The sequence below is a fragment of the Escherichia sp. Marseille-Q3837 genome, assembly GCF_916618735.1.
GTDB lineage: Bacteria > Pseudomonadota > Gammaproteobacteria > Enterobacterales > Enterobacteriaceae > Escherichia > Escherichia ruysiae.
In genome coordinates this window covers 339,651-363,412 of the sequence record NZ_CAKAKC010000001.1, presented here as the reverse complement: position 1 = coordinate 363,412, position 23,762 = coordinate 339,651, and the positions used below count along the sequence as shown (strand labels likewise).

Sequence of the window (23,762 nt, the reverse complement as noted above, 5' to 3'; positions counted from 1 at the left end):
TTTAGCTGGGCCTTTGTTTCGTGACCCATATCACAAAATCAAGTATACACTAATTATTTAGCTAATTAATACCACGCTAACTGTTTCTATTGGATTTAAAGTGTTAAAAATATTAATTTTTATAACAAATTGGAATTAAAAACATAGGGCACCATTATAAATGTCATTAATTTCAATATGATATCGTTTTTTGCATAATGTGCGATTATTACCCTATGTATTCGATATGTGAATGTTTTGTCGCAGCAAAGCGCACTATTCGTTAATAGATGACAGGGGAAAGCAGGGGGATAAGAGGCAAATGCAGCATTTTTCCCGCCGCCAGAAGCGGCGGGGTAGAGATTAAAGCTCCTGGTCGAACAGCTCTAAAATCGCTTCGTACAGGTCTTTGACGGTAAAACCTTTAGCAGGGGTGGTAAAGATGGTGTCATCACCGGCAATGGTGCCAAGAATACCTTCTGCTTTGCCCAGAGAGTCCAGCAGACGCGCAATTAATTGTGCCGCGCCAGGGCTGGTATGAATCACCACAACAGCGTCATTGTAGTCGATATCCAGCACCAGATTTTTCAGCGGACTGGAGGTGGTTGGTACGCCCAGTTCAGCTGGCAGGCAGTAAACCATTTCCATCTTGGCATTGCGGGTACGTACAGCACCAAACTTGGTTAACATCCGCGAGACTTTAGACTGGTTAATATTGTCAAAGCCTTGCTCCTGCAATGCGGCGACAATTTCGCCCTGGGAGCTAAATTTCTCTTCTTTAAGTAACGCTTTAAACGCTTTAACTAATTCTTCTTGCTTAGCCGAGCTTCGCATAAGTCACCCGATATGGTGGTTGATACAACATTATTGTGCATACAGATGAATTTTTATGCAAACAGTCTGCCCTGGAGAAGGCTGAAATAATGTTATGAAAGAGCGGGATTTTATCAAATTTCGTTATTGAGAAACATGCCTGCGTCACGGCATGTAAATTTCGCTTAAAAGTAAATTAATTGTTATCAAAATGATGTTGTTTTGGCTGAACGGTAGGGTATATTGTCACCACCTGTTGGAATGTTGCCCTAATGCATAAGCGACTGTTAATTACGTAAGTTAGCTCCCTGATTACGTCAATTAAATGCATAAACGCCAAATTTGCGTGACTACACATTCTTGAGAAGTGGTCATTGTAAACAGGGAATTTGTGGATTAAGGTCGCGGCAGCGGAGCAACATATCTTAGTTTATCAATATAATAAGGAGTTTAGGATGAAAGTCGCAGTCCTCGGCGCTGCTGGTGGTATCGGCCAGGCGCTTGCACTACTGTTAAAAACCCAACTGCCTTCAGGTTCAGAACTCTCCCTGTATGATATCGCTCCAGTCACTCCCGGTGTGGCCGTCGACCTGAGCCATATCCCTACTGCTGTGAAAATCAAAGGTTTTTCTGGTGAAGATGCGACCCCTGCTCTGGAAGGCGCAGATGTCGTTCTTATTTCTGCAGGTGTTGCGCGTAAACCGGGTATGGATCGTTCTGACCTGTTTAACGTTAACGCCGGTATCGTGAAAAACCTGGTACAGCAAGTTGCGAAAACTTGCCCGAAAGCGTGCATTGGTATTATCACTAACCCGGTGAACACCACTGTGGCTATCGCTGCAGAAGTGCTGAAAAAAGCCGGTGTTTATGACAAAAACAAACTGTTCGGCGTTACCACGCTGGATATCATTCGTTCCAACACCTTTGTTGCGGAACTGAAAGGCAAACAGCCGGGCGAAGTTGAAGTGCCGGTTATTGGCGGTCACTCTGGTGTTACCATTCTGCCGCTGCTGTCTCAGGTTCCTGGCGTAAGCTTCACCGAACAAGAAGTGGCTGATTTGACCAAACGTATCCAGAACGCGGGTACTGAAGTGGTTGAAGCGAAAGCCGGTGGCGGGTCTGCAACCCTGTCTATGGGCCAGGCCGCTGCACGTTTTGGTCTGTCTCTGGTTCGCGCACTGCAGGGCGAACAAGGCGTTGTAGAATGTGCCTACGTTGAAGGCGATGGTCAGTACGCACGTTTCTTCTCTCAACCGCTGCTGCTGGGTAAAAACGGCGTGGAAGAGCGTAAATCTATCGGCACCCTGAGCGCATTTGAACAGAACGCGCTGGAAGGTATGCTGGATACGCTGAAGAAAGATATCGCCCTGGGCGAAGAATTCGTTAATAAGTAATTGATTAGCGGATAATAAAAAACCGGAGCACAGACTCCGGTTTTTTGTTTTGAGCGCACGACTTAATTAGTCGCTGGATATTCCTGAATGGTGACCTGCAACGTTAGCTGTTTATCGTCACGCATCACTACAACTGGGATCACTGAGCCAGGTCGGATTTCCGCAACCTGATCCATCGTCTCCAGTGCGGAGATGGCTGGTTTGTTATCCACCGAGATAATCAGATCGTTGACCTGGATACCCGCGTTAGCCGCCGGACCATCAGGTGACACTTCGTTAACCACAATCCCTTGCAGTTGATCGATGCCGCCGCCCTGCGCGTGCAAAGGTGCGATTTCTCGTCCACCAATGCCAATGTATCCACGGATCACGCGACCATCGCGGATCAGCTTATCCATAATTTTGGTTGCTAACTGGAAAGGAATCGCAAAGCCGATACCTTCCGGCGTTTCGCCATCGTTACTCTTATCAAACGACAGCGTGTTGATACCCATCAGTTCTCCCAGCGAGTTCACCAGCGCGCCGCCGGAGTTACCGTGGTTAATGGAAGCATCGGTTTGCAGGAAGTTTTGCCGCCCGGTCGGGTTCAGGCCGATTCGACCTGTGGCACTGATAATGCCCTGGGTAATGGTCTGCCCAAGGTTATACGGGTTACCGATCGCCAGCACCACATCGCCAATGTGCGGTACGCGTCGTGAATTGATAGGAATAGTGGGTAAACCACCAGTGGCATTAATTTTAAGCACCGCCAGATCGGTTAGAGAGTCAGATCCCACCAGTAATGCTTCAAAAACACGACCATCCTGTAAGGCGACGATGATCTGATCGGCGTCGTTGATCACGTGTTTATTGGTGATGATATAACCGCGTTGATCCATGATCACGCCAGATCCCAGTGTACGGATCTCAAGCTGGTTGTGTGAGGCGGTGTTCAAACCACGGTTATAAACGTTGACTACCGCTGGCGCGGCGCGGCGAACCGCCAGATTATAGCTGGCAGGCGTCTCATCGGTACTGTCGAATTGCGGTGTGGAAAGCGGGTTAATGCTGCGCAGCGAAGGCATGGCAACCAGCAGAATAGCGCCGACAATTAATCCAATCGCAACGGAACGTAAGAGCTTCACAAACATGATGGAGGCGTCATTAAAAAAGGGAACGGCAGCAGCATACCACGAGTTAACCGGACATCACACGTCAGCCTGATGCCCGGTTTACGACATTAACGCATTAGCAGGTAAATGCTCTCATTGCCACGTACGATCTGCAGGGCGATGATGGCCGGTTTTGTCGCCAGCACTTTGCGCATTTCAGCGATCGAATTCACCCGATCGCGGTTGACGCCAATGATCACATCATCTTTTTGCAAGCCAGCCTGAGCGGCGGGGCTTCCTTTGACAACCTCATCGATCTTAATACCTTTGCCGCCATCTTTTAGCTGACCGTCACTCAACGTCGCGCCTTCCAGCGCAGGTGTGATCATCTCGGCACTGGCTGACGATGAGGTGCTGGTATCGAGCGTCACTTCTACTTCCAGCGGTTTGCCGTTACGCAGCAGGCCGAGTTTCACTTTCGTGCCCGGCTCGGTGGTCGCGATACGAGAACGCAACTCAGCAAAGCTATTCAGCGGTTTGCCGTTGAGACTGGTAATAATATCGCCTGCTTTCACGCCTGCTTTTGCCGAGCCAGAACCTGGCAGCACTTCGCTGACAAACGCGCCGCGCTGAACGTCTAAATTAAATGCTTTGGCGATATCGGCACTCATTTCGGTGCCTTTAATGCCTAACAGGCCGCGTTTGATTTCACCAAAGTCGATAAGTTGCTGCGCCAGGGTACGCGCCATATTACTCGGAATGGCAAAACCAATTCCTACGCTACCGCCGCCCGGGGCAAGGATTGCGGTGTTGATGCCAATTAATTCACCATTAAGGTTTAACAGTGCACCGCCGGAGTTACCACGGTTAATAGAGGCATCGGTCTGAATAAAGTTTTCCAGACCTTCGAGATTTAACCCGCTGCGGCCTAATGCGGAAACAATCCCGGAGGTGGCGGTTTGCCCAAGACCAAACGGGTTGCCGACCGCGACGGCAAAATCACCGACGCGCAGTTTATCGGAGTCGGCAATGGCAATTTGCGTTAATTTGCCGGGATTCTGAATTTGCAACAGGGCAATATCGCTCTGCTCATCACCGCCAATCAGCTTCGCATCAAACTCACGCCCGTCATTGAGTTGAATACTGATTTTCTGTGCCTGATTAATGACGTGATTGTTGGTCAGCACATAACCTTTATTGGCATTGATTATGACGCCGGAACCTAAACCTTCGAAGGGTTGCGCTGGCTGATCCGGTAAATCATCACCAAAAAACTTTTTGAATTCTTCCGGAATTTTCTGCTCCTGGCTGGCGGTTCCTTCGACTCGAACACTGACCACTGCGGGAAGCACTTTTTCCAGCATCGGCGCAAGACTGGGCAGTGGCGCTTGACCGGCAACCTGGCCGGGAATCGATGCGATGGCCTGAAACGGCGCCGAGAGAGTTAACCCGACACTTAACGCTAATGCACTCAACAGCTGGGTTTGCTTTTTCATTATTCCTGCTCTCGTACCTGAATGATAAGAAAAAGAGATTCAAAACAGTTTGATGTTATTGAATTTTCAGATGGTAAACAATGAGACACCAGATTAAATGATAGTCGGGGGAAGAAGAGAAGAGGAGGGCGCAATGGCTGCGCCCGCAAAATAAATTAGTCGCGCTTCGCGCCGGTACGTAACAGGCCGGATGCGCCTTCAGAATAGTCACGCGGCATCTGCACCGGAGCCTGATCGTTGCTGGCTTCAGATTCTGCCAGACGATTGCGGAACGGGTTGGCTTCAGCAGACAGTTCCGGCAGCAGGCTGCTGGAGCTTTTCGCCATGTGTTGATACAGCTGGCGATAGTCGTGCGCCATAGTATCCAGTAATTCCGCGCTGCGGGCAAAGTGGTTAACCAGCTCTTCGCGATACTCGTCCAGTTCAGCTTTATTTTTTTCAAGTTCGTACTGCAACGCCTGTTGCTGGCGCAGTTTACGATTACCAAAACGCATGGCCACAGCACCAATAATGATGCCGACGACTAACCCAATTAGCGCATATTCCCAGGTCATGAACATCTCCCGTTGTCTTTTGTTTCCGTAGGGTGTTGGCTTCAGGCTCCATGCCTGCGGCTGATTATGCCACTATAACCGTTAATTCCACAGAAGTGGAATCCCGACTGCATATCGCGTAGTGTAGAACGGCCTTTTTTTCGTCAACCGTGAACAACGGCACACCGATTATTCAAGGAATAACAAGAACATCATGCAAAGCGTTACCCCAACATCGCAATACCTGAAGGCGCTCAATGAAGGCAGCCATCAACCCGACGACGTACAAAAAGAGGCCGTCAGTCGGCTGGAGATTATCTACCAGGAATTAATCAACAGCACGCCGCCAGTCGCCAGGGCTAGCGGGCTAATGGCACGGGTCGGTAAGCTGTGGGGTAAGCGCGAAGATACAAGCAACGCGCCGGTGCGTGGCTTATATATGTGGGGCGGTGTAGGGCGTGGAAAAACCTGGTTGATGGATCTTTTCTATCAAAGCTTGCCGGGAGAGCGAAAACAGCGGCTGCATTTTCACCGTTTTATGCTGCGGGTGCATGAAGAATTAACCGCATTGCAAGGGCAGAGCGATCCGCTGGAAATTATTGCCGATCGCTTTAAAGCCGAAACTGACGTGCTCTGTTTTGACGAATTTTTTGTTTCTGATATTACCGACGCCATGCTGCTGGGTGGCCTGATGAAAGCATTGTTTGCTCGCGGCATAACGCTGGTGGCGACGTCAAATATTCCACCGGATGAGCTTTATCGCAATGGCCTGCAACGTGCGCGTTTTCTTCCTGCAATTGATGCCATTAAACAGTATTGTGATGTTATGAACGTGGACGCCGGTGTTGATTATCGGCTGCGTACCCTTACTCAGGCGCATCTGTGGCTGTCGCCGCTTAATGATGAAACGCGTGAGCAGATGGATAAGCTGTGGCTGGCGCTGGCAGGTGCAAAACGAGAACAAGCCCCTACGCTGGAAATCAATCATCGACCGCTGGCGACGATGGGCGTAGAAAACCAGACGCTGGCGGTGTCATTTACCACGCTGTGCGTTGATGCCCGCAGCCAGCATGACTATATTGCGCTCTCACGTCTGTTTCACACGGTGATGTTGTTTGATGTGCCCGTCATGACGCGGTTGATGGAGAGTGAAGCGCGGCGTTTCATTGCGCTGGTGGATGAATTTTACGAGCGCCATGTCAAGCTGGTGGTGAGCGCGGAAGTACCTTTGTATGAGATTTATCAGGGCGAGCGGCTGAAGTTTGAGTTCCAGCGTTGCCTGTCACGTCTGCAAGAGATGCAAAGCGAAGAGTATTTGCAGCGCGAGCATTTGGCGGGTTAAAACCTGTCACAAATCACAAAAAGGGGTCGATCTTTGACCCCGACTTCTCTATAATCTTGCGACCCCACGTTACAAGAAAGTTTTTTTCCCAAAACTTTTTGTGTGCTGGCATAGGCTATTCGAAGGGGTAGGTTTGCCGGACTTTGTCGTGTGAACCTCAACAATTGAAGACGTTTGGGTGTTCACCAACGTGTAACTATTTATTGGGTAAGCTTTTAATGAAAACTTTTACAGCTAAACCAGAAACCGTAAAACGCGACTGGTATGTTGTTGACGCGACCGGTAAAACTCTGGGCCGTCTGGCTTCCGAACTGGCTCTGCGCCTGCGCGGTAAGCATAAAGCGGAATACACTCCGCACGTAGATACTGGTGATTACATCATCGTTCTGAACGCTGACAAAGTTGCTGTAACCGGCAACAAGCGTACTGACAAAGTGTACTATCATCACACCGGTCACATCGGTGGTATCAAACAAGCGACCTTTGAAGAGATGATTGCTCGCCGTCCTGAGCGTGTGATTGAAATCGCGGTTAAAGGCATGTTGCCAAAAGGCCCGCTGGGTCGTGCTATGTTCCGTAAACTGAAAGTTTACGCGGGTAACGAGCACAACCACGCGGCACAGCAACCGCAAGTTCTTGACATCTAATCGGGATTATAGGCAATGGCTGAAAATCAATACTACGGCACTGGTCGCCGCAAAAGTTCCGCAGCTCGCGTTTTCATCAAACCGGGCAACGGCAAAATCGTTATCAACCAACGTTCTCTGGAACAGTACTTCGGTCGTGAAACTGCCCGCATGGTAGTTCGTCAGCCGCTGGAACTGGTCGACATGGTTGAGAAACTGGATCTGTACATCACCGTTAAAGGTGGTGGTATCTCTGGTCAGGCTGGTGCGATCCGTCACGGTATCACCCGCGCTCTGATGGAGTACGACGAGTCCCTGCGTTCTGAACTGCGTAAAGCTGGCTTCGTTACTCGTGACGCTCGTCAGGTTGAACGTAAGAAAGTCGGTCTGCGTAAAGCACGTCGTCGTCCGCAGTTCTCCAAACGTTAATTGCTTTCTGCTCCGGCAGAATACAATTTGCGAAAAAAACCCGCTTCGGCGGGTTTTTTTATGGCTAAAATCTGAATCAGCGTAAAAATGGAAAGGTGCTTTTTGCTACCGCCTGACAGGCAGGTAAAACAAAAACAACATCGCCGATAAGGGATTAAGTCAACCATTTCAGACTAAAGCGCATCTCTTTTTCCCCATTTCTGGTATCGACTTACCACAAAGGTCGCAAAATCTGGTAAACTATCATCCAATTTTCTGCCCAAATGTCGGGTATTGCTCATTTTTTGTTTGATTTTCGAACAAAGAGAGTCGTTCCTTACTGGGTAACATAACTTCTGACTGGCCACCTGGTGGCTGGTAGCAGTAAAAATTCTGACTATACCTGGAGGTTTTCATGGCTGTCGCTGCCAACAAACGTTCGGTAATGACGCTGTTTTCCGGTCCTACTGACATCTATAGCCATCAGGTCCGCATTGTGCTGGCTGAGAAAGGTGTAAGTTTCGAGATCGAACACGTGGAAAAGGACAATCCGCCTCAGGATCTGATTGACCTCAACCCGAATCAGAGCGTTCCGACCCTGGTGGATCGTGAACTGACCCTGTGGGAATCTCGCATCATTATGGAATATCTGGATGAGCGTTTCCCGCATCCGCCACTGATGCCTGTTTACCCGGTAGCTCGCGGTGAAAGCCGTCTGTACATGCACCGTATCGAAAAAGACTGGTACACGCTGATGAACACCATCATCAACGGTTCAGCCTCTGAAGCCGATGCCGCACGTAAGCAACTGCGCGAAGAACTGCTGGCGATTGCGCCGGTCTTCGGTCAGAAGCCGTACTTCCTGAGCGATGAGTTCAGCCTGGTCGATTGCTACCTTGCTCCGCTGCTGTGGCGTCTGCCGCAACTGGGCATCGAGTTTAGCGGCCCGGGTGCGAAAGAGCTGAAAGGCTATATGACCCGCGTCTTTGAGCGTGACTCTTTCCTTGCTTCTTTAACTGAAGCAGAACGTGAAATGCGTCTGGGCCGGAGTTAATCTGTATGGATTTGTCACAGCTAACACCACGTCGTCCCTATCTGCTGCGTGCATTCTATGAGTGGTTGCTGGATAACCAGCTCACGCCGCACCTGGTGGTGGATGTGACGCTCCCTGGCGTGCAGGTTCCTATGGAATATGCACGTGATGGGCAAATCGTACTCAACATTGCGCCGCGTGCGGTTGGCAATCTGGAACTGGCGAATGATGAAGTGCGTTTTAACGCGCGCTTTGGTGGCATTCCGCGTCAGGTTTCAGTACCGCTGGCTGCCGTGCTGGCTATCTACGCCCGCGAAAATGGCGCAGGAACAATGTTCGAGCCTGAAGCTGCCTACGATGAAGATGCCAGTATCATGAATGATGATGAAGCGTCGGCAGATAATGAAACCGTTATGTCGGTCATTGACGGCGATAAGCCCGATCACGATGATGACCATCATCCTGACGATGAACCGCCACAGCCTCCACGCGGTGGACGCCCGGCATTGCGGGTTGTGAAATAAATGATAAACAGGCCCATGTGGCCTGTTTTGCTATCTACCTTCTTTTCGCCTGATTTTAATACTGTGTTACGATAACTTCGCTATTATCCGTCAACATATTTTCCCAGAAAGAGCTCTATGAACGCATTTGATCCGCAAGCAGAAGATTCTCCGGCTACTATCGGTCGTAACTTGCGTCGTCGTCCACTGGCGCGCAAAAAACTCTCCGAAATGGTGGAGGAAGAGCTGGAGCAGATGATCCGCCGTCGTGAATTTGGCGAAGGTGAGCAACTGCCATCTGAACGCGAACTTATGGCGTTCTTTAACGTTGGGCGTCCTTCGGTACGTGAAGCGTTGGCGGCGTTAAAGCGCAAAGGTCTGGTACAAATTAATAATGGTGAACGCGCTCGTGTCTCGCGTCCTTCTGCGGACACCATCATCGGCGAGCTTTCCGGCATGGCAAAAGATTTTCTTTCCCATCCTGGTGGGATAGCCCATTTCGAACAGTTACGTCTGTTCTTTGAGTCCAGCCTGGTGCGCTATGCGGCTGAATATGCCACCGATGAACAAATTGATTTGCTGGCCAAAGCACTGGAAATCAACAGTCAGTCGCTGGATAACAACGCCGCGTTTATTCGTTCAGATGTTGATTTCCACCGTGTGCTGGCAGAGATCCCTGGGAACCCGATCTTTATGGCGATCCACGTTGCTCTGCTCGACTGGCTGATCGCCGCCCGTCCGACAGTCGCCGATCAGGCGCTGCACGAGCATAACAACGTTAGTTATCAGCAGCATATTGCGATCGTTGATGCGATCCGTCGTCACGATCCCGATGAAGCCGATCGCGCATTGCAATCGCACCTCAACAGCGTTTCTGCCACCTGGCACGCCTTCGGTCAAACCACTAACAAAAAAAAATAATGCCACTTTAGTGAAGCAGATCGCATTATAAGCGTTCTGTATGATGTGTTGCTTATTTGATCTGGTATAACAGGTATAAAGGTATATCGTTTTTAACAGGCAAGCATCACTTCAGAGGTATTTATGGCAACAAATTTACGTGGCGTAATGGCCGCACTCCTGACTCCTTTTGACCAACAACAAGCACTGGATAAAGCGAGTCTGCGCCGCCTGGTTCAGTTCAATATTCAGCAGGGCATCGACGGTTTATACGTAGGTGGTTCAACCGGCGAAGCCTTTGTGCAGAGCCTTTCCGAGCGTGAACAGGTACTGGAAATCGTCGCGGAAGAGGCGAAAGGCAAGATTAAATTAATCGCTCACGTAGGTTGCGTCAGCACTGCTGAAAGCCAACAACTTGCGGCATCCGCTAAACGTTATGGCTTTGATGCCGTCTCTGCCGTTACGCCGTTCTACTATCCTTTCAGCTTTGAAGAACACTGCGATCACTATCGGGCAATCATTGATTCAGCGGATGGTTTGCCGATGGTGGTGTACAACATTCCGGCGTTAAGCGGCGTTAAACTGACCCTGGATCAGATCAACACTCTGGTTACGTTGCCGGGTGTCGGGGCGCTGAAACAGACCTCTGGCGATCTCTATCAGATGGAGCAGATCCGTCGTGAACATCCTGATCTGGTGCTCTACAACGGTTACGACGAAATCTTTGCTTCCGGCCTGCTGGCGGGCGCTGATGGTGGTATCGGTAGTACCTACAACATCATGGGCTGGCGTTATCAGGGCATCGTTAAGGCGTTGAAAGAGGGCGATATTCAAACCGCGCAGAAACTGCAAACCGAGTGCAACAAAGTCATTGATTTGCTGATTAAAACAGGCGTATTCCGTGGCCTGAAAACAGTTCTTCACTATATGGATGTGGTGTCCGTTCCGCTGTGCCGCAAACCGTTTGGTCCGGTGGATGAAAAATATCTGCCAGAACTGAAGGCGCTGGCTCAGCAGTTGATGCAAGAGCGCGGGTGAGTTTTTCCCCTCACTCGCCCCTACCGGGTGAGGGGAAATAAACGCATCTGTACCCTACAACTTTCATACCAAAGCGTGTGGGCAACGCCCATCGCGGGAGACTCACAATGAGTACTACAACCCAGAATATCCCGTGGTATCGCCATCTCAACCGCGCACAATGGCGAGCATTTTCCGCTGCCTGGTTGGGATATCTACTTGATGGTTTTGATTTCGTTTTAATTGCCCTGGTACTCACCGAAGTACAAGGTGAATTTGGGCTGACGACGGTGCAGGCGGCAAGTCTGATCTCCGCAGCCTTTATCTCACGCTGGTTCGGCGGCTTGATGCTTGGGGCTATGGGGGATCGTTACGGGCGTCGTCTGGCAATGGTCACCAGTATCGTTCTCTTCTCGGTCGGGACGCTGGCTTGTGGCTTTGCGCCAGGCTACATCACTATGTTTATCGCTCGTCTGGTGATCGGCATGGGGATGGCAGGAGAATACGGTTCCAGCGCCACCTATGTCATTGAAAGCTGGCCAAAACACCTACGTAACAAAGCCAGTGGTTTTCTGATTTCCGGCTTCTCTGTGGGTGCTGTCGTTGCCGCTCAGGTTTACAGCCTGGTGGTTCCGATCTGGGGCTGGCGTGCACTGTTCTTTATCGGCATCTTACCGATCATCTTTGCTCTCTGGCTGCGTAAAAATATCCCGGAAGCGGAAGACTGGAAAGAGAAACACGGGGGTAAAGCACCGGTACGCACAATGGTGGATATTCTTTACCGTGGTGAACATCGCATCGCCAATATCGTGATGACACTGGCGGCAGCTACTGCGCTGTGGTTCTGCTTTGCCGGCAACCTGCAAAATGCCGCAATCGTCGCTGTTCTTGGGCTGTTATGCGCCGCAATTTTTATCAGCTTTATGGTACAGAGTACGGGCAAACGCTGGCCAACCGGTGTGATGCTGATGGTGGTTGTGTTGTTTGCTTTCCTCTACTCATGGCCGATTCAGGCGCTGCTGCCGACGTATCTGAAAACTGAGCTGGCTTATAACCCACATACGGTCGCCAATGTGTTGTTCTTTAGTGGTTTTGGTGCGGCGGTGGGTTGCTGCGTCGGTGGCTTCCTCGGTGACTGGCTGGGAACGCGCAAAGCCTACGTTTGTAGCCTGTTAGCTTCACAATTGCTGATTATTCCGGTATTTGCGATTGGCGGCGCAAACGTCTGGGTACTCGGTCTGTTACTGTTCTTCCAGCAAATGCTTGGTCAGGGCATCTCCGGGATCTTACCGAAACTGATCGGCGGTTATTTCGATACCGACCAGCGTGCAGCGGGGCTGGGCTTTACCTACAACGTCGGCGCACTTGGCGGCGCACTGGCTCCAATCCTCGGCGCGTTGATCGCTCAACGTCTGGATCTGGGCACTGCGCTGGGATCGCTCTCGTTCAGTCTGACGTTCGTGGTGATCTTGCTGATTGGTCTGGATATGCCATCCCGCGTTCAGCGTTGGCTGCGCCCGGAAGCGTTACGTACTCATGACGCTATCGACGGCAAACCATTTAGCGGTGCCGTGCCGTTTGGCAGCGCCAAAAACGATTTAGTCAAAACCAAAAGTTAATTCTGTAACCCGGTCTCTGTACCGGGTCTTTCGCTAAGGGAAGATGTATGTCGTTACTTGCACAACTGGATCAAAAAATCGCAGCTAACGGTGGACTGATTGTCTCCTGCCAGCCGGTTCCGGACAGCCCGCTCGATAAACCCGAAATCGTTGCTGCCATGGCATTAGCGGCAGAGCAGGCAGGTGCGGTTGCTATTCGCATAGAAGGTGTGGCAAACCTGAAAGCCACGCGTGCGGTGGTGAGCGTGCCGATTATCGGGATTGTGAAACGCGATCTGGAGGATTCTCCGGTACGTATCACGGCCTATATTGAAGATGTTGATGCACTGGCGCAGGCAGGCGCGGATATTATCGCCATTGATGGCACCGATCGTCCGCGTCCGGTGCCTGTTGAAACGCTGCTGGCACGTATTCACCATCACGGTTTACTGGCGATGACCGACTGCTCAACGCCGGAAGACGGCCTGGCATGTCAAAAGCTGGGAGCCGAAATTATTGGCACTACGCTTTCTGGCTATACCACGCCTGTAACGCCAGAAGAGCCGGATCTGGCGCTGGTGAAAACGTTGAGCGACGCCGGATGTCGGGTAATTGCCGAAGGACGTTACAACTCGCCAGCGCAGGCGGCGGATGCGATGCGCCACGGCGCATGGGCGGTAACGGTGGGTTCTGCCATTACGCGTCTTGAACACATTTGTCAGTGGTACAACACAGCGATGAAAAAGGCGGTGCTATGACCACACTGGCGATTGATATCGGCGGTACTAAACTTGCCGCCGCGCTGATTGGCGCTGATGGGCAGATCCGCGATCGCCGAGAACTTCCTACGCCTGCCAGCCAGACACCAGAAGCCTTGCGTGAAGCCTTGGCCGCGTTAGTCTCCCCGTTGCAAGCTCATGCGCAGCAGGTTGCCATCGCTTCAACCGGGATCATCCGCGATGGCAGCTTGCTGGCGCTGAATCCGCATAATCTCGGTGGATTGCTACATTTTCCGTTAGTCAAAACTTTGGCACAACTTACCGATTTGCCGACCATTGCCATTAACGATGCGCAGGCCGCAGCGTGGGCGGAGTATCAGGCGCTGGAAGGCGATATAACCGATATGGTGTTTATCACCGTTTCCACCGGTGTTGGCGGCGGCGTAGTGAGCGGCGGCAAACTGCTTACCGGCCCAGGCGGTCTGGCGGGGCACATCGGGCATACGCTTGCCGATCCGCAGGGGCCTGTCTGTGGCTGTGGACGCACAGGTTGCGTGGAAGCGATTGCTTCTGGTCGCGGTATTGCGGCGGCGGCGCAGGGGGAGCTGGCTGGCGCGGATGCGAAAACCATTTTCACGCGCGCCGGACAGGGTGACGAGCAGGCGCAGCAACTGATTCATCGCTCCGCACATGCGCTGGCAAGACTGATTGCCGATGTTAAAGCCACGACTGATTGCCAGTGTGTGGTGCTCGGCGGCAGTGTTGGGCTGGCGGAAGGGTATCTGGCGCTGGTGGAAACGAATCTGGCTAAGGAGCCAGCGGCATTTCATGTTGAGTTACTGGCGGCGCACTACCGCCATGATGCAGGTTTACTTGGGGCTGCGTTGTTGGCTCAGGGAGAAAAATTATGATGATGGGTGAAGTACAGTCGTTACCATCTGCCGGTTTACATCCAGCACTACTGGACGCGTTAACGCTGGCATTAGCCGCCAGGCCGCAGGAAAAAGCGCCGGGTCGTTACGAATTGCAGGGCGACAATATCTTTATGAATGTCATGACGTTTAACACTCAATCGCCCGTTGAGAAAAAAGCCGAATTGCACGAGCAATATATTGATATCCAGTTATTGTTAAGCGGCGAGGAGCGGATTCTTTTTGGTATGGCAGGCACTGCGCGCCAGTGTGAAGAGTTCCACCATGAAGATGATTACCAGCTTTGCAGCGCCATTGAGAACGAGCAAGCCATCATCCTGAAACCGGGAATGTTCGCCGTGTTTATGCCAGGAGAACCGCATAAACCGGGATGTGTTGTTGGTGAGCATGGAGAGATTAAAAAGGTGGTAGTGAAGGTTAAGGCTGAGTTAATGGCTTAAAACTTGGTTCGTTTTAAAGATTCTCCAGACATAGTCTGGAGAATTCGAAACCGCTGAAATTAACGGCGTTTATAGCCTTCCTCTAGCACCGCCTGTGTTCGAACGAGTTCATCCGCGAGTCGTTTCTCATCAGGTAGCTGCATCTTATATTCACTTGCCAGAATGGTGTTAGGCAAACCTGCCAGAGCATAATGTGCTTCTCCGGCTCCTTTCTCTGCACAGAGAACCAGACCGATGGGTGGATTTTCATCCGGTAGTGTCCAGTGCTCTTTGGCATAGTTGAGATACATATTCATCTGTCCGGCATCGCTATAGCTGAATTTGCCCACTTTTAGATCGACGATTAGCAGGCAGCGTAAACGGCGGTGGAAAAACAACAGATCGACCCGAAACCAGTTGTCATCAATGCGTAACCTTCGCTGTCGACCAACAAAGGCAAAATCATCCCCAAGTTCCAGCATGAAATCCATCAGGTGGTTGATCAGAGCCTCCTCAAAATCAGATTCTGAGTATTCATCTTTTAATTCCAGAAATTCGAGCACAAAGGGATCGCGTATCGTCGGTTGCGGCAGAATATGCGTTTCGGCAGGGGCGTGTTGTTGCAGCATGGCTGATTTGTCATGTGATAGTAATGTCCGCTCATAAAACTGGGTCGCAATTTGTCGTTCGAGCTGACGAGCAGACCAGCCACAGCGGAGCGTCTCTTTTTCATAAAAGCTGCGGGTGTCAGCGTTTTTAACAGAAAGCAAACGGACGTAAGTGGACCAGGGTAGGGGGAAGGATTTGGCGAGTTGCGCTAAATGGCAAGATTCTCCAGACACAGTCTGGAGAATTGTGGGGGTGAATTGTGCAGACAGTGTCTGCACAATTTCAATTCGTTGAAAACAAATATAAAAATTCTTAAACTGCCATAAATTCCTGGTGGAGAACCCACGCTTATACCTTAGACTTAAATCCTTTGATAGCCGCTTGATTAACTGCGTACCATACGCGGCCCGTGCCTCACCACCTTGTTCAAATTCGACAATTCGTCGGCCAATTTCCCAGTACGTCGCGGTCATTAACGCGTTAACGCTACGTACCGTTTCTGTCCGGGCGCTATCGACCAGATGAATAATGCCGTCGTGGATTTGCTGGTAGCCTGCTGTGGTTTGAAATGAGAGCGATTCCATTATCTTTCCCTTTATATGGCGCTGTGTTGAATAATGGAATCAGCTATACGCCGGGCATCTGTCGGTAACAATCCAGATATGCGTATTACATTGGTTTTCTTCAGATTATGCGAGGCGCTTTCCAGCAAGAAAGGAGGATTTCAGCGCCGCACTCTTTTCTTAGGAGGCGGCGCTGGGGCAGGGATTAAACTTCCAGCCAGTTCATAATGCCGTCTGCCGCCTTACGACCTTCGGCAATGGCGGTCACCACCAGATCCGAACCACGCACGATGTCACCACCGGCAAAGATTTTCGGATTGCTGGTTTGGAAAGCGTTTTCGTTACCTTCCGGAGCGATAATGCGACCCTGTGAATCCAGCTCAACGCTGTGTTCTGCCAGCCATTCCATGCTGTGCGGGCGGAAACCAAACGCCATGATCACCGCATCTGCCGGAACGATATGTTCGGAACCTGCCACGATCTCCGCGCGGCGACGGCCTTTAGCGTCCGGTTCGCCCATTTCGGTGCGCACCATTTTCACGCCGCTGACTTTACCGTTGCCATTCACTTCAATACCCAGCGGCTGGACGTTGAATTTGAACTCTACGCCTTCTTCCCGCGCGTTTTTCACTTCGCGGCGGGAACCTGGCATGTTCTCTTCATCACGACGATAGGCACAGGTAACGTGCTTAGCACCCTGGCGCACGGAAGTGCGCACGCAGTCCATCGCGGTATCGCCACCGCCAAGTACCACCACGCGTTTGCCTTCCATGCTGACGAACGGTTCGTCGCGGGTTTCGCCAAAGCCCATTAACTGTTTGGTGTTGGCGATGAGGAACGGCAGCGCCGCGTACACGCCATCGGCGTCTTCGTTTTCCAGTCCGCCGCGCATGGACTGATAAGTGCCGACACCGAGGAACACGGCATCGTAATCACTCAGCAGATCGTCAAGCTGTACGTCGCGGCCCACTTCGGTATTGAGTTTGAATTCAATACCCATGCCGGTGAAGATTTCACGGCGGCGCGTCATTACCTCTTTTTCCAACTTGAAAGCCGGAATACCGAAGGTCAGCAGGCCGCCGATTTCCGGGTGACGGTCGAAGACGACAGCTTTGACACCGTTGCGTGTCAGCACATCCGCACACGCCAGACCTGCCGGGCCTGCGCCGATAATCGCCACTTTTTTACCCGTCTGCTTCACGCCGGACATATCCGGACGCCAGCCCATTTCGAACGCTTTATCATTGATATAACGCTCAATATTGCCGATGGTCACTGCGCCAAACTCATCGTTCAGGGTACAGGAACCTTCGCACAGACGATCCTGCGGGCAAACGCGTCCACACACTTCCGGCAGGGTATTGGTTTGATGCGACAGTTCTGCCGCTTCAAAAATACGTCCCTCGTTGGCGAGCTTCAGCCAGTTCGGGATGTAGTTGTGTACCGGGCATTTCCACTCGCAGTATGGGTTGCCACACGACAGGCAGCGGTCAGCCTGCGCTTTGGCCTGGCCTTCGGAAAACGGCTCGTAAATTTCAACAAACTCAATTTTGCGGATCTTCAGCGGTTTCTTTGGCGGATCAACGCGCTGCAGGTCGATAAATTGATAAACATTCTGACTCATTGTTGCTACCCCTTACTGCGCCTGCACGCGCAACTCTGCTGCGCTACGACTACGGTGCCCCAGCAGTGCTTTTACATCACTGGACTTCGGTTTAACCAGCGCAAATTTAGTGGCGAAGATTGACCAGTTCGCCAGAATCTCTTCGCCACGCTGAGAACCGGTATGCTGCACATGCTCAGTGATAAGACCACGCAGATGCTCTTCATGGATCGCCAGAGAGTCAACGTTTAAGACCTCGACCAGTTCCGGGTTAACGCGTTTGCGGAAATCACCACTTTCGTCGAGAACGTAAGCGAAGCCGCCGGTCATGCCCGCGCCGAAGTTAACACCGGTTTTACCCAGAATACAGACGATACCACCCGTCATGTATTCACAGCCGTTGTCGCCAATGCCTTCTACCACGGTAATCGCACCGGAGTTACGCACGCCAAAACGTTCACCCGCGCGGCCAGCGGCATACAGACGACCGCCGGTCGCGCCATACAGGCAAGTGTTGCCGATAATGCTCGCCTCGTGGCTGCGGAAGGCCGAGCCAACCGGAGGACGAATGGCGATTAAGCCGCCCGCCATGCCTTTACCGACATAGTCGTTGGCATCGCCCGTCAGATACAGCTCCACGCCGCCTGCGTTCCACACGCCGAAACTCTGGCCTGCGGTGCCGTTGAAGTACGCTTTAATCGGATCGGCAGCCAGCCCCTGATCGCCGTGCGTCTGGGCGATATAACCTGAAAGCGATGCGCCCACGGAACGGTCGGTGTTACGAATATCGAACCAGAAGGTTTTACTCTGACGCTCATCGACAAACGGTTTCGCCTGTTGCAGCAACTGCGCGTTCAGCAGACCGTTATCGAACGGCGGGTTGTTTTCGGTGCAGTAGAGCGCCTTACCAGGATGCGGCTCGGCAGTCTCCAGCAGCTTCGATAGCGCCAGTTTTTGCTGTTTAGCGGTGAAACCGTCCAGCTCTTTCAGCAGGTCGGTGCGACCAATCAGATCCACCAGACGCGTCACGCCCAGCTGTGCCATCAGCTCGCGGGTTTCACGGGCGATAAATTCAAAGTAATTCGTCACCTTGAACGGCAGGCCGTGGTAGTGATTTTTACGCAGTTTTTCGTCCTGAGTTGCCACGCCGGTGGCGCAGTTGTTCAGATGGCAAATACGCAGATATTTACAGCCGAGCGCCACCATTGGGCCAGTGCCGAAACCGAAACTTTCCGCGCCGAGGATGGCTGCTTTGATGATATCGACGCCGGTTTTCAGGCCGCCATCAACCTGCAAACGGATCTTATGACGCAAGCCGTTGGCAACCAGCGCCTGTTGGGTTTCAACAAGCCCCAGCTCCCACGGGCAGCCTGCGTATTTCACCGACGAAAGTGGACTTGCTCCAGTGCCGCCGTCATAGCCTGCGATGGTGATCAAGTCCGCATAGGCTTTCGCCACGCCGGTGGCGATAGTGCCAACGCCCGGCTCAGACACCAGCTTCACGGAGATCATCGCTTTCGGGTTAACCTGTTTCAGGTCGAAAATAAGCTGCGCTAAGTCCTCGATAGAGTAGATATCGTGATGCGGCGGCGGGGAGATCAACGTTACGCCGGGTACGGAATAGCGCAGTTTGGCGATGTAAGGAGTGACTTTATCGCCCGGCAACTGACCGCCTTCGCCCGGCTTCGCGCCCTGAGCGACTTTAATCTGAATCACGTCGGCATTGACCAGATACGCCGGAGTGACGCCGAAGCGACCGGAAGCGACCTGTTTAATGCGCGAGACTTTGTTGGTGCCGTAGCGCGCCGGATCTTCACCCCCTTCACCGGAGTTGGAGTTGCCGCCGATGCTGTTCATCGCTTCCGCCAGTGCCTCGTGGGCTTCCGGGCTTAACGCGCCGATAGACATCGCAGCGGTATCGAAGCGTTTAAACAGTTCGCTTGCCGGTTCAACATCAGCAATGTTGACCGCGTTTTCACCCGGCGTAATTGCCAGCAGATCGCGCAGCGTTGTTGCCGGGCGCTCGTTAACCAGCTTCGCGTATTCCTGATAGTCGCTGTACTCGCCGCTCTGTACCGCCTGCTGCAGCGTGCGCACGACGTCTGGATTGTAGGCGTGGTATTCGCCGCCATGCACATATTTCAGCAGGCCGCCCTGGCTGATGGGCTTACGCGCCAGCCAGGCTCGTTTTGACAGATTCAGCAGATCCTGCTGGAAGTCTTCGAAGCCTGCCCCGCCAATGCGGCTGACCGCGCCCTGGAAGCACAGGCTCACAACATCATCGTGCAGACCGACCGCCTCAAACAGTTTCGAGCAGCGGTAAGAGGCGATGGTGGAGATGCCCATCTTGGACATGATTTTGTACAAGCCTTTGTTGATGCCGTTACGGTAGTTGAGCATCACAGTACGATAATTTTTGGCAATCGCGTGGGTGTCAACCAGGCGACCCAGTGTTTCATAGGCAAGGTACGGATAAATAGCCGTCGCGCCGAAGCCCAGCAACACGGCGAAGTGGTGTGGATCGCGGGCGCTGGCGGTTTCGACGATGATGTTGGCGTCGCAACGCAGGCTTTGATCGACCAGACGGGTCTGGATCGCGCCAACCGCCATCGGGGCCGGAACCGGCAGGCGATCTTTAGCGATATTCCGGTCGGAGAGCACCAGCAGCACGGTGCCGCTACGCACCATTTTTTCGGCTTTATCGCACAGCTCTTTGACCGTCGCTTCGAGCGTGTTTTTGGTTGCGTCAAAGGTGATATCCAGGGTATCTGCGCGGTAGTGCTCTTCTTTCATCGTCGTGAGCTGTTTGAAATCGGAGTAGAGCAGAATCGGCGATTTAAAGCTTAAACGGTGTGCCTGGCCTTCGGCTTCACAGAAGACGTTCATTTCGCGCCCGATGCTGGTAGCGAGCGACATAACATGCGCTTCACGCAGCGGGTCGATTGGCGGATTAGTGACCTGGGCAAACTGCTGGCGGAAGTAGTCGTAAATAATGCGCGGCTGGCTGGAGAGCACGGCGAATGGGGTGTCGTCGCCCATCGAACCGACAGCTTCCTGACCGTTTTCGCCCAGCACACGGATCACAGAGTCCAGCTCTTCCGCGCTGTAGTTAAACTGTTTCTGGTAGCTGGCAAGCGTGTCGTCGTCCAGTTCACGGCTACCCACTTCTTCATCGGGCAAGTCTTCAAACGGCACCAGGCGGCGAACGTTTTTCTCCATCCACTCTTTATATGGATGGCGGCTTTTCAGGTCATCATCGGTTTCTGCCGAGTGCAAAATACGCCCACTGCGGGTGTCGATCACCATCAGTTCGCCCGGCCCCACGCGGCCTTTTTCAACCACTTCGTCAGGCTGATAATCCCAGATGCCGACTTCAGAGGCGCAGGTGATGAGCTTATCTTTGGTGATGACGTAGCGCGCCGGACGCAGACCGTTACGGTCGAGGTTACAAGCAGCGAAGCGACCGTCTGACATCACGATGCCCGCCGGGCCATCCCACGGCTCCATATGCATGGAGTTAAAATCGAAGAACGCGCGCAGTTCCGGATCCATATCCGGGTTGTTCTGCCAGGCTGGTGGAACTAACAGACGCATGGCGCGGATGATATCCATCCCGCCTGCCAGCAGCAGTTCCAGCATGTTATCCATTGAACTGGAGTCAGAGCCGGTTTCGTTGACGAAGGGTGCGGCGTCGTGCAAATCCGGGATCAGCGGCGTCTGGAATTTATAGGTACGGGCGCGCGCCCACTGACGGTTACCGGTGATAGTGTTGATTTCGCCGTTGTGCGCCAGATAGCGGAACGGCTGCGCCAGCGGCCAGCGTGGCACGGTGTTGGTGGAGAAGCGTTGATGGAACAGGCAGATAGCAGATTCCAGACGCAGATCCGCAAGATCCAGGTAAAAGCGCGGCAAATCAGCCGGCATACACAGACCTTTATAGATGTTGACCAGATTCGACAGGCTACAGACGTAGAAGTCTTTATCGGCTTCGAGACGTTTTTCGATGCGGCGACGGGCGATAAACAGACGGCGCTCCATATCGCGCGGACGCCAGCCTGCCGGGGCGTTCACAAAAATTTGCTCAATGCGCGGCAGCGAGGAGAGGGCGATTTCACCCAGTACACCTTCGTTGGTAGGGACATCACGCCAGCCGACAATCGACAAGGTTTCGCGTTGTAGCTCTTCTTCAACGACGCGGCGTGCGGCGGCGGCGAGTTCAGGATCTTTATTCAGGAAGATCATCCCGACGGCGTAGTTTTTCGCTAAACGCCAGCCGCGTTCCTGCGCAACGATACGAAAAAAGCGATCCGGTTTTTGTAACAGCAGGCCGCAACCGTCACCAGTTTTACCATCAGCGAGAATCGCGCCACGGTGCTGCATACGAGCCAGTGCGTGTATTGCAGTACGCACTACCTTGTGGCTAGGTTCGCCTTCTATGTGGGCGATCAGGCCGAAACCACAGTTATCCCTCTCAAGGGATTTATCGTACAACATATCGTGAACCTCCCCCAGGCTCTGCGGGAACCCCACTACCGAACCGCTGCGCACGGGCACAGAAAGAGCATGGCGACGGGGTTTGCGTTTCATACGCTTACCTCGCATTCGCCCCCTTTTTTGTCCTTTTCGCATCAGTTAATACGGTGAAGAGGGGAACTCAATTACTGCATAAATATGATGAGCAGGCTGCTCATCCAGAAAGCTTCCAGCGGATTTCCAACTTATCGGGAAAGCTGATACAGGTCAAATGGCAAGCTTATTGGTCTGGAAATGTGCTTTAGCGCAAAAATCTTTATTAAGATATTGAAATTAAACTAAATCTGTTATTCTTAATTAATGGAAAGAGAAAAAGGAAAACGTTGAGTGCCTGACTACTTTAGCGGCGAGTTAACCCTTATCCTGCCTTGAATTGACGTTTGAAGCAGTGTTTTATACTGCCTTAAGAGGAAAAGGCATTTCATGCTACTGTTTTTGTTTAAAATCCATTAGCGGATAAAAAAATCCGACGCAAGATAAGCAAAAGTAATTTATGTGCTATTGCATTAAATTTCAGTAATTGTGATTTATTATGCAGTTGGTATAAGCAGGCCGGGACGATTGATCCAGGTCATCGCCGAATTGAGCTAAAAATGGCAGGCTTTGGCCTCTTTTCAAGGCGCGGTCTATCAGATTATGCAGTTACAGAAATTAGTCAATATGTTTGGTGGGGATCTTACCCGTCGTTACGGGCAAAAGGTGCATAAACTGACGCTGCATGGCGGTTTTAGCTGCCCGAATCGTGACGGAACCATCGGACGCGGCGGATGCACATTCTGTAATGTTGCTTCGTTTGCCGACGAAGCGCAGCAACACCGCTCCATTGCTGAACAGCTGGCGCATCAGGCGAATCTGGTTAACCGTGCGAAACGCTATCTGGCCTACTTTCAGGCTTATACCAGCACCTTTGCGGAAGTTCAGGTGCTGCGTTCCATGTATCAACAGGCGGTGAGCCAGGCCAATATTGTCGGTTTGTGTGTTGGTACGCGCCCGGACTGCGTGCCGGATGCGGTGTTGGATCTGCTTTGTGAATATAAAGACCAGGGCTACGAAGTGTGGCTGGAGCTGGGGTTGCAAACCGCGCACGACAAAACACTGCATCGCATCAATCGCGGACATGATTTTGCCTGCTATCAGCGCACGACCCAGCTGGCGCGTCAGCGTGGGCTTAAGGTGTGTTCTCACTTAATTGTCGGCCTGCCTGGCGAAGGGCAAGCGGAATGTTTGCAAACACTGGAGAGAGTGGTTGAAACCGGCGTGGACGGCATCAAGCTTCATCCCCTGCATATCGTGAAAGGCAGCATTATGGCGAAAGCCTGGGAAGTGGGACGTTTGAACGGTATTGAACTGGACGATTACACGCTGACGGCGGGAGAGATGATTCGCCATACGCCACCGGAAGTTATCTACCACCGCATTTCCGCCAGCGCCCGTCGCCCGACGTTACTTGCTCCGCTGTGGTGTGAAAATCGCTGGACGGGTATGGTCGAGCTGGATCGCTATCTGAATGAACATGGCGTACAGGGATCGGCGCTGGGACGTCCGTGGCTACCTCCAACGGCGTAGGCCATTGAGGGGAATTCCGCATTTCTCACACAATTTATAACGTAACTGTCAGAATTGGGTATTATTGGGGCAGGTTGTCGTGAAG

General features: G+C 52.2%; 20 protein-coding genes. 13 read left to right on the top strand and 7 right to left on the bottom strand.

Annotation, left to right across the window (positions count from 1 at the left end):
• Nucleotides 1-342: 342 nt before the first annotated feature.
• Nucleotides 343-813: a transcriptional regulator ArgR gene (argR, locus tag LG381_RS01675; protein WP_001257843.1), complete on the bottom strand. Its 471-nt coding sequence runs from the start codon at nucleotides 811-813 to the stop codon at nucleotides 343-345.
• Nucleotides 814-1,247: 434 nt separating this feature from the next.
• Here argR and mdh point away from each other — a divergent pair, with 434 nt between their 5' ends.
• Entirely contained in the window at nucleotides 1,248-2,186 is a 939-nt protein-coding gene (gene mdh / locus LG381_RS01670; RefSeq protein WP_001295272.1) for a malate dehydrogenase, read from the top strand.
• A gap of 62 nt (nucleotides 2,187-2,248) precedes the next feature.
• On the opposite strand, the gene degS is transcribed toward mdh, so the two are convergent.
• From degS to zapG, 3 genes are all read right to left on the bottom strand, one after another.
• Nucleotides 2,249-3,316, bottom strand: a complete 1,068-nt coding sequence (degS, locus tag LG381_RS01665; RefSeq protein WP_000497715.1) for an outer membrane-stress sensor serine endopeptidase DegS — start codon at nucleotides 3,314-3,316, stop codon at nucleotides 2,249-2,251.
• Between the two features lie 89 nt (nucleotides 3,317-3,405).
• Nucleotides 3,406-4,773 carry a serine endoprotease DegQ gene (gene degQ / locus LG381_RS01660; RefSeq protein ID WP_000745039.1) on the bottom strand — a complete coding sequence of 456 codons (1,368 nt, stop codon included), beginning with the start codon at nucleotides 4,771-4,773 and terminating at the stop codon, nucleotides 3,406-3,408.
• 155 nt (nucleotides 4,774-4,928) lie between these two features.
• Complete coding sequence (gene zapG / locus LG381_RS01655; RefSeq protein WP_010345273.1) at nucleotides 4,929-5,327, bottom strand: Z-ring associated protein ZapG; 399 nt, start codon at nucleotides 5,325-5,327, stop codon at nucleotides 4,929-4,931.
• 193 nt (nucleotides 5,328-5,520) lie between these two features.
• Between zapG and zapE the strand changes: the two genes are divergently transcribed.
• From zapE to nanQ, 11 genes are all read left to right on the top strand, one after another.
• Nucleotides 5,521-6,648 carry a cell division protein ZapE gene (gene zapE, locus LG381_RS01650; RefSeq protein WP_225761950.1) on the top strand — a complete coding sequence of 376 codons (1,128 nt, stop codon included), beginning with the start codon at nucleotides 5,521-5,523 and terminating at the stop codon, nucleotides 6,646-6,648.
• Between the two features lie 218 nt (nucleotides 6,649-6,866).
• Nucleotides 6,867-7,295: a 50S ribosomal protein L13 gene (gene rplM / locus LG381_RS01645; protein WP_001517180.1), complete on the top strand. Its 429-nt coding sequence runs from the start codon at nucleotides 6,867-6,869 to the stop codon at nucleotides 7,293-7,295.
• A gap of 15 nt (nucleotides 7,296-7,310) precedes the next feature.
• Nucleotides 7,311-7,703 (top strand): 30S ribosomal protein S9, encoded by a 393-nt coding sequence (gene rpsI, locus LG381_RS01640; protein ID WP_000829818.1) that lies wholly within the window; start codon nucleotides 7,311-7,313, stop codon nucleotides 7,701-7,703.
• Nucleotides 7,704-8,097: 394 nt separating this feature from the next.
• Complete coding sequence (gene sspA, locus LG381_RS01635) at nucleotides 8,098-8,736, top strand: stringent starvation protein SspA (protein ID WP_000257293.1); 639 nt, start codon at nucleotides 8,098-8,100, stop codon at nucleotides 8,734-8,736.
• Nucleotides 8,737-8,741: 5 nt separating this feature from the next.
• Nucleotides 8,742-9,239, top strand: a complete 498-nt coding sequence (gene sspB / locus LG381_RS01630) for a ClpXP protease specificity-enhancing factor (RefSeq protein WP_000366123.1) — start codon at nucleotides 8,742-8,744, stop codon at nucleotides 9,237-9,239.
• A 117-nt stretch (nucleotides 9,240-9,356) separates the two neighbouring features.
• Complete coding sequence (gene nanR / locus LG381_RS01625; RefSeq protein WP_225761949.1) at nucleotides 9,357-10,139, top strand: transcriptional regulator NanR; 783 nt, start codon at nucleotides 9,357-9,359, stop codon at nucleotides 10,137-10,139.
• A gap of 123 nt (nucleotides 10,140-10,262) precedes the next feature.
• Nucleotides 10,263-11,156, top strand: coding sequence for an N-acetylneuraminate lyase (gene nanA, locus LG381_RS01620; protein ID WP_000224714.1), 894 nt, complete (start codon nucleotides 10,263-10,265; stop codon nucleotides 11,154-11,156).
• A 107-nt stretch (nucleotides 11,157-11,263) separates the two neighbouring features.
• Nucleotides 11,264-12,754, top strand: a complete 1,491-nt coding sequence (nanT, locus tag LG381_RS01615) for a sialic acid transporter NanT (protein ID WP_000108483.1) — start codon at nucleotides 11,264-11,266, stop codon at nucleotides 12,752-12,754.
• Nucleotides 12,755-12,801: 47 nt separating this feature from the next.
• Nucleotides 12,802-13,491, top strand: a complete 690-nt coding sequence (locus LG381_RS01610) for an N-acetylmannosamine-6-phosphate 2-epimerase (RefSeq protein WP_000054234.1) — start codon at nucleotides 12,802-12,804, stop codon at nucleotides 13,489-13,491.
• Nucleotides 13,488-14,363 carry an N-acetylmannosamine kinase gene (gene nanK / locus LG381_RS01605; protein ID WP_225761948.1) on the top strand — a complete coding sequence of 292 codons (876 nt, stop codon included), beginning with the start codon at nucleotides 13,488-13,490 and terminating at the stop codon, nucleotides 14,361-14,363. Before LG381_RS01610 ends, nanK begins: the two co-directional genes overlap by 4 nt.
• Nucleotides 14,360-14,824, top strand: coding sequence for an N-acetylneuraminate anomerase (nanQ, locus tag LG381_RS01600; RefSeq protein WP_225761947.1), 465 nt, complete (start codon nucleotides 14,360-14,362; stop codon nucleotides 14,822-14,824). Before nanK ends, nanQ begins: the two co-directional genes overlap by 4 nt.
• A 59-nt stretch (nucleotides 14,825-14,883) precedes the next feature.
• Here the strand turns inward: nanQ and LG381_RS01595 are convergent, their stop codons facing one another.
• The 3 genes from LG381_RS01595 to gltB all read right to left on the bottom strand — a co-directional run bounded on the left by LG381_RS01595 (nucleotide 14,884) and on the right by gltB (nucleotide 22,072).
• Nucleotides 14,884-15,996 (bottom strand): PDDEXK nuclease domain-containing protein, encoded by a 1,113-nt coding sequence (locus LG381_RS01595; RefSeq protein WP_225761946.1) that lies wholly within the window; start codon nucleotides 15,994-15,996, stop codon nucleotides 14,884-14,886.
• 184 nt (nucleotides 15,997-16,180) lie between these two features.
• Nucleotides 16,181-17,599 (bottom strand): glutamate synthase subunit GltD, encoded by a 1,419-nt coding sequence (gene gltD / locus LG381_RS01590; RefSeq protein WP_000081675.1) that lies wholly within the window; start codon nucleotides 17,597-17,599, stop codon nucleotides 16,181-16,183.
• 12 nt (nucleotides 17,600-17,611) lie between these two features.
• Entirely contained in the window at nucleotides 17,612-22,072 is a 4,461-nt protein-coding gene (gltB, locus tag LG381_RS01585) for a glutamate synthase large subunit (RefSeq protein ID WP_032226595.1), read from the bottom strand.
• Nucleotides 22,073-22,747: 675 nt separating this feature from the next.
• Here gltB and LG381_RS01580 point away from each other — a divergent pair.
• Nucleotides 22,748-23,677 carry a TIGR01212 family radical SAM protein gene (locus tag LG381_RS01580; protein WP_225761945.1) on the top strand — a complete coding sequence of 310 codons (930 nt, stop codon included), beginning with the start codon at nucleotides 22,748-22,750 and terminating at the stop codon, nucleotides 23,675-23,677.
• Nucleotides 23,678-23,762: the final 85 nt, after the last annotated feature.

Bases quoted from the DNA above. Each gene is read 5' to 3' on its own strand.
- argR (WP_001257843.1), bottom strand. From the start codon at position 813: ATGCGAAGCTCGGCTAAGCAAGAAGAATTAGTTAAAGCGTTTAAAGCG.
- mdh (WP_001295272.1), top strand. From the start codon at position 1,248: ATGAAAGTCGCAGTCCTCGGCGCTGCTGGTGGTATCGGCCAGGCGCTT.
- degS (WP_000497715.1), bottom strand. From the start codon at position 3,316: ATGTTTGTGAAGCTCTTACGTTCCGTTGCGATTGGATTAATTGTCGGC.
- degQ (WP_000745039.1), bottom strand. From the start codon at position 4,773: ATGAAAAAGCAAACCCAGCTGTTGAGTGCATTAGCGTTAAGTGTCGGG.
- zapG (WP_010345273.1), bottom strand. From the start codon at position 5,327: ATGACCTGGGAATATGCGCTAATTGGGTTAGTCGTCGGCATCATTATT.
- zapE (WP_225761950.1), top strand. From the start codon at position 5,521: ATGCAAAGCGTTACCCCAACATCGCAATACCTGAAGGCGCTCAATGAA.
- rplM (WP_001517180.1), top strand. From the start codon at position 6,867: ATGAAAACTTTTACAGCTAAACCAGAAACCGTAAAACGCGACTGGTAT.
- rpsI (WP_000829818.1), top strand. From the start codon at position 7,311: ATGGCTGAAAATCAATACTACGGCACTGGTCGCCGCAAAAGTTCCGCA.
- sspA (WP_000257293.1), top strand. From the start codon at position 8,098: ATGGCTGTCGCTGCCAACAAACGTTCGGTAATGACGCTGTTTTCCGGT.
- sspB (WP_000366123.1), top strand. From the start codon at position 8,742: ATGGATTTGTCACAGCTAACACCACGTCGTCCCTATCTGCTGCGTGCA.
- nanR (WP_225761949.1), top strand. From the start codon at position 9,357: ATGAACGCATTTGATCCGCAAGCAGAAGATTCTCCGGCTACTATCGGT.
- nanA (WP_000224714.1), top strand. From the start codon at position 10,263: ATGGCAACAAATTTACGTGGCGTAATGGCCGCACTCCTGACTCCTTTT.
- nanT (WP_000108483.1), top strand. From the start codon at position 11,264: ATGAGTACTACAACCCAGAATATCCCGTGGTATCGCCATCTCAACCGC.
- LG381_RS01610 (WP_000054234.1), top strand. From the start codon at position 12,802: ATGTCGTTACTTGCACAACTGGATCAAAAAATCGCAGCTAACGGTGGA.
- nanK (WP_225761948.1), top strand. From the start codon at position 13,488: ATGACCACACTGGCGATTGATATCGGCGGTACTAAACTTGCCGCCGCG.
- nanQ (WP_225761947.1), top strand. From the start codon at position 14,360: ATGATGATGGGTGAAGTACAGTCGTTACCATCTGCCGGTTTACATCCA.
- LG381_RS01595 (WP_225761946.1), bottom strand. From the start codon at position 15,996: ATGGAATCGCTCTCATTTCAAACCACAGCAGGCTACCAGCAAATCCAC.
- gltD (WP_000081675.1), bottom strand. From the start codon at position 17,599: ATGAGTCAGAATGTTTATCAATTTATCGACCTGCAGCGCGTTGATCCG.
- gltB (WP_032226595.1), bottom strand. From the start codon at position 22,072: ATGTTGTACGATAAATCCCTTGAGAGGGATAACTGTGGTTTCGGCCTG.
- LG381_RS01580 (WP_225761945.1), top strand. From the start codon at position 22,748: ATGCAGTTACAGAAATTAGTCAATATGTTTGGTGGGGATCTTACCCGT.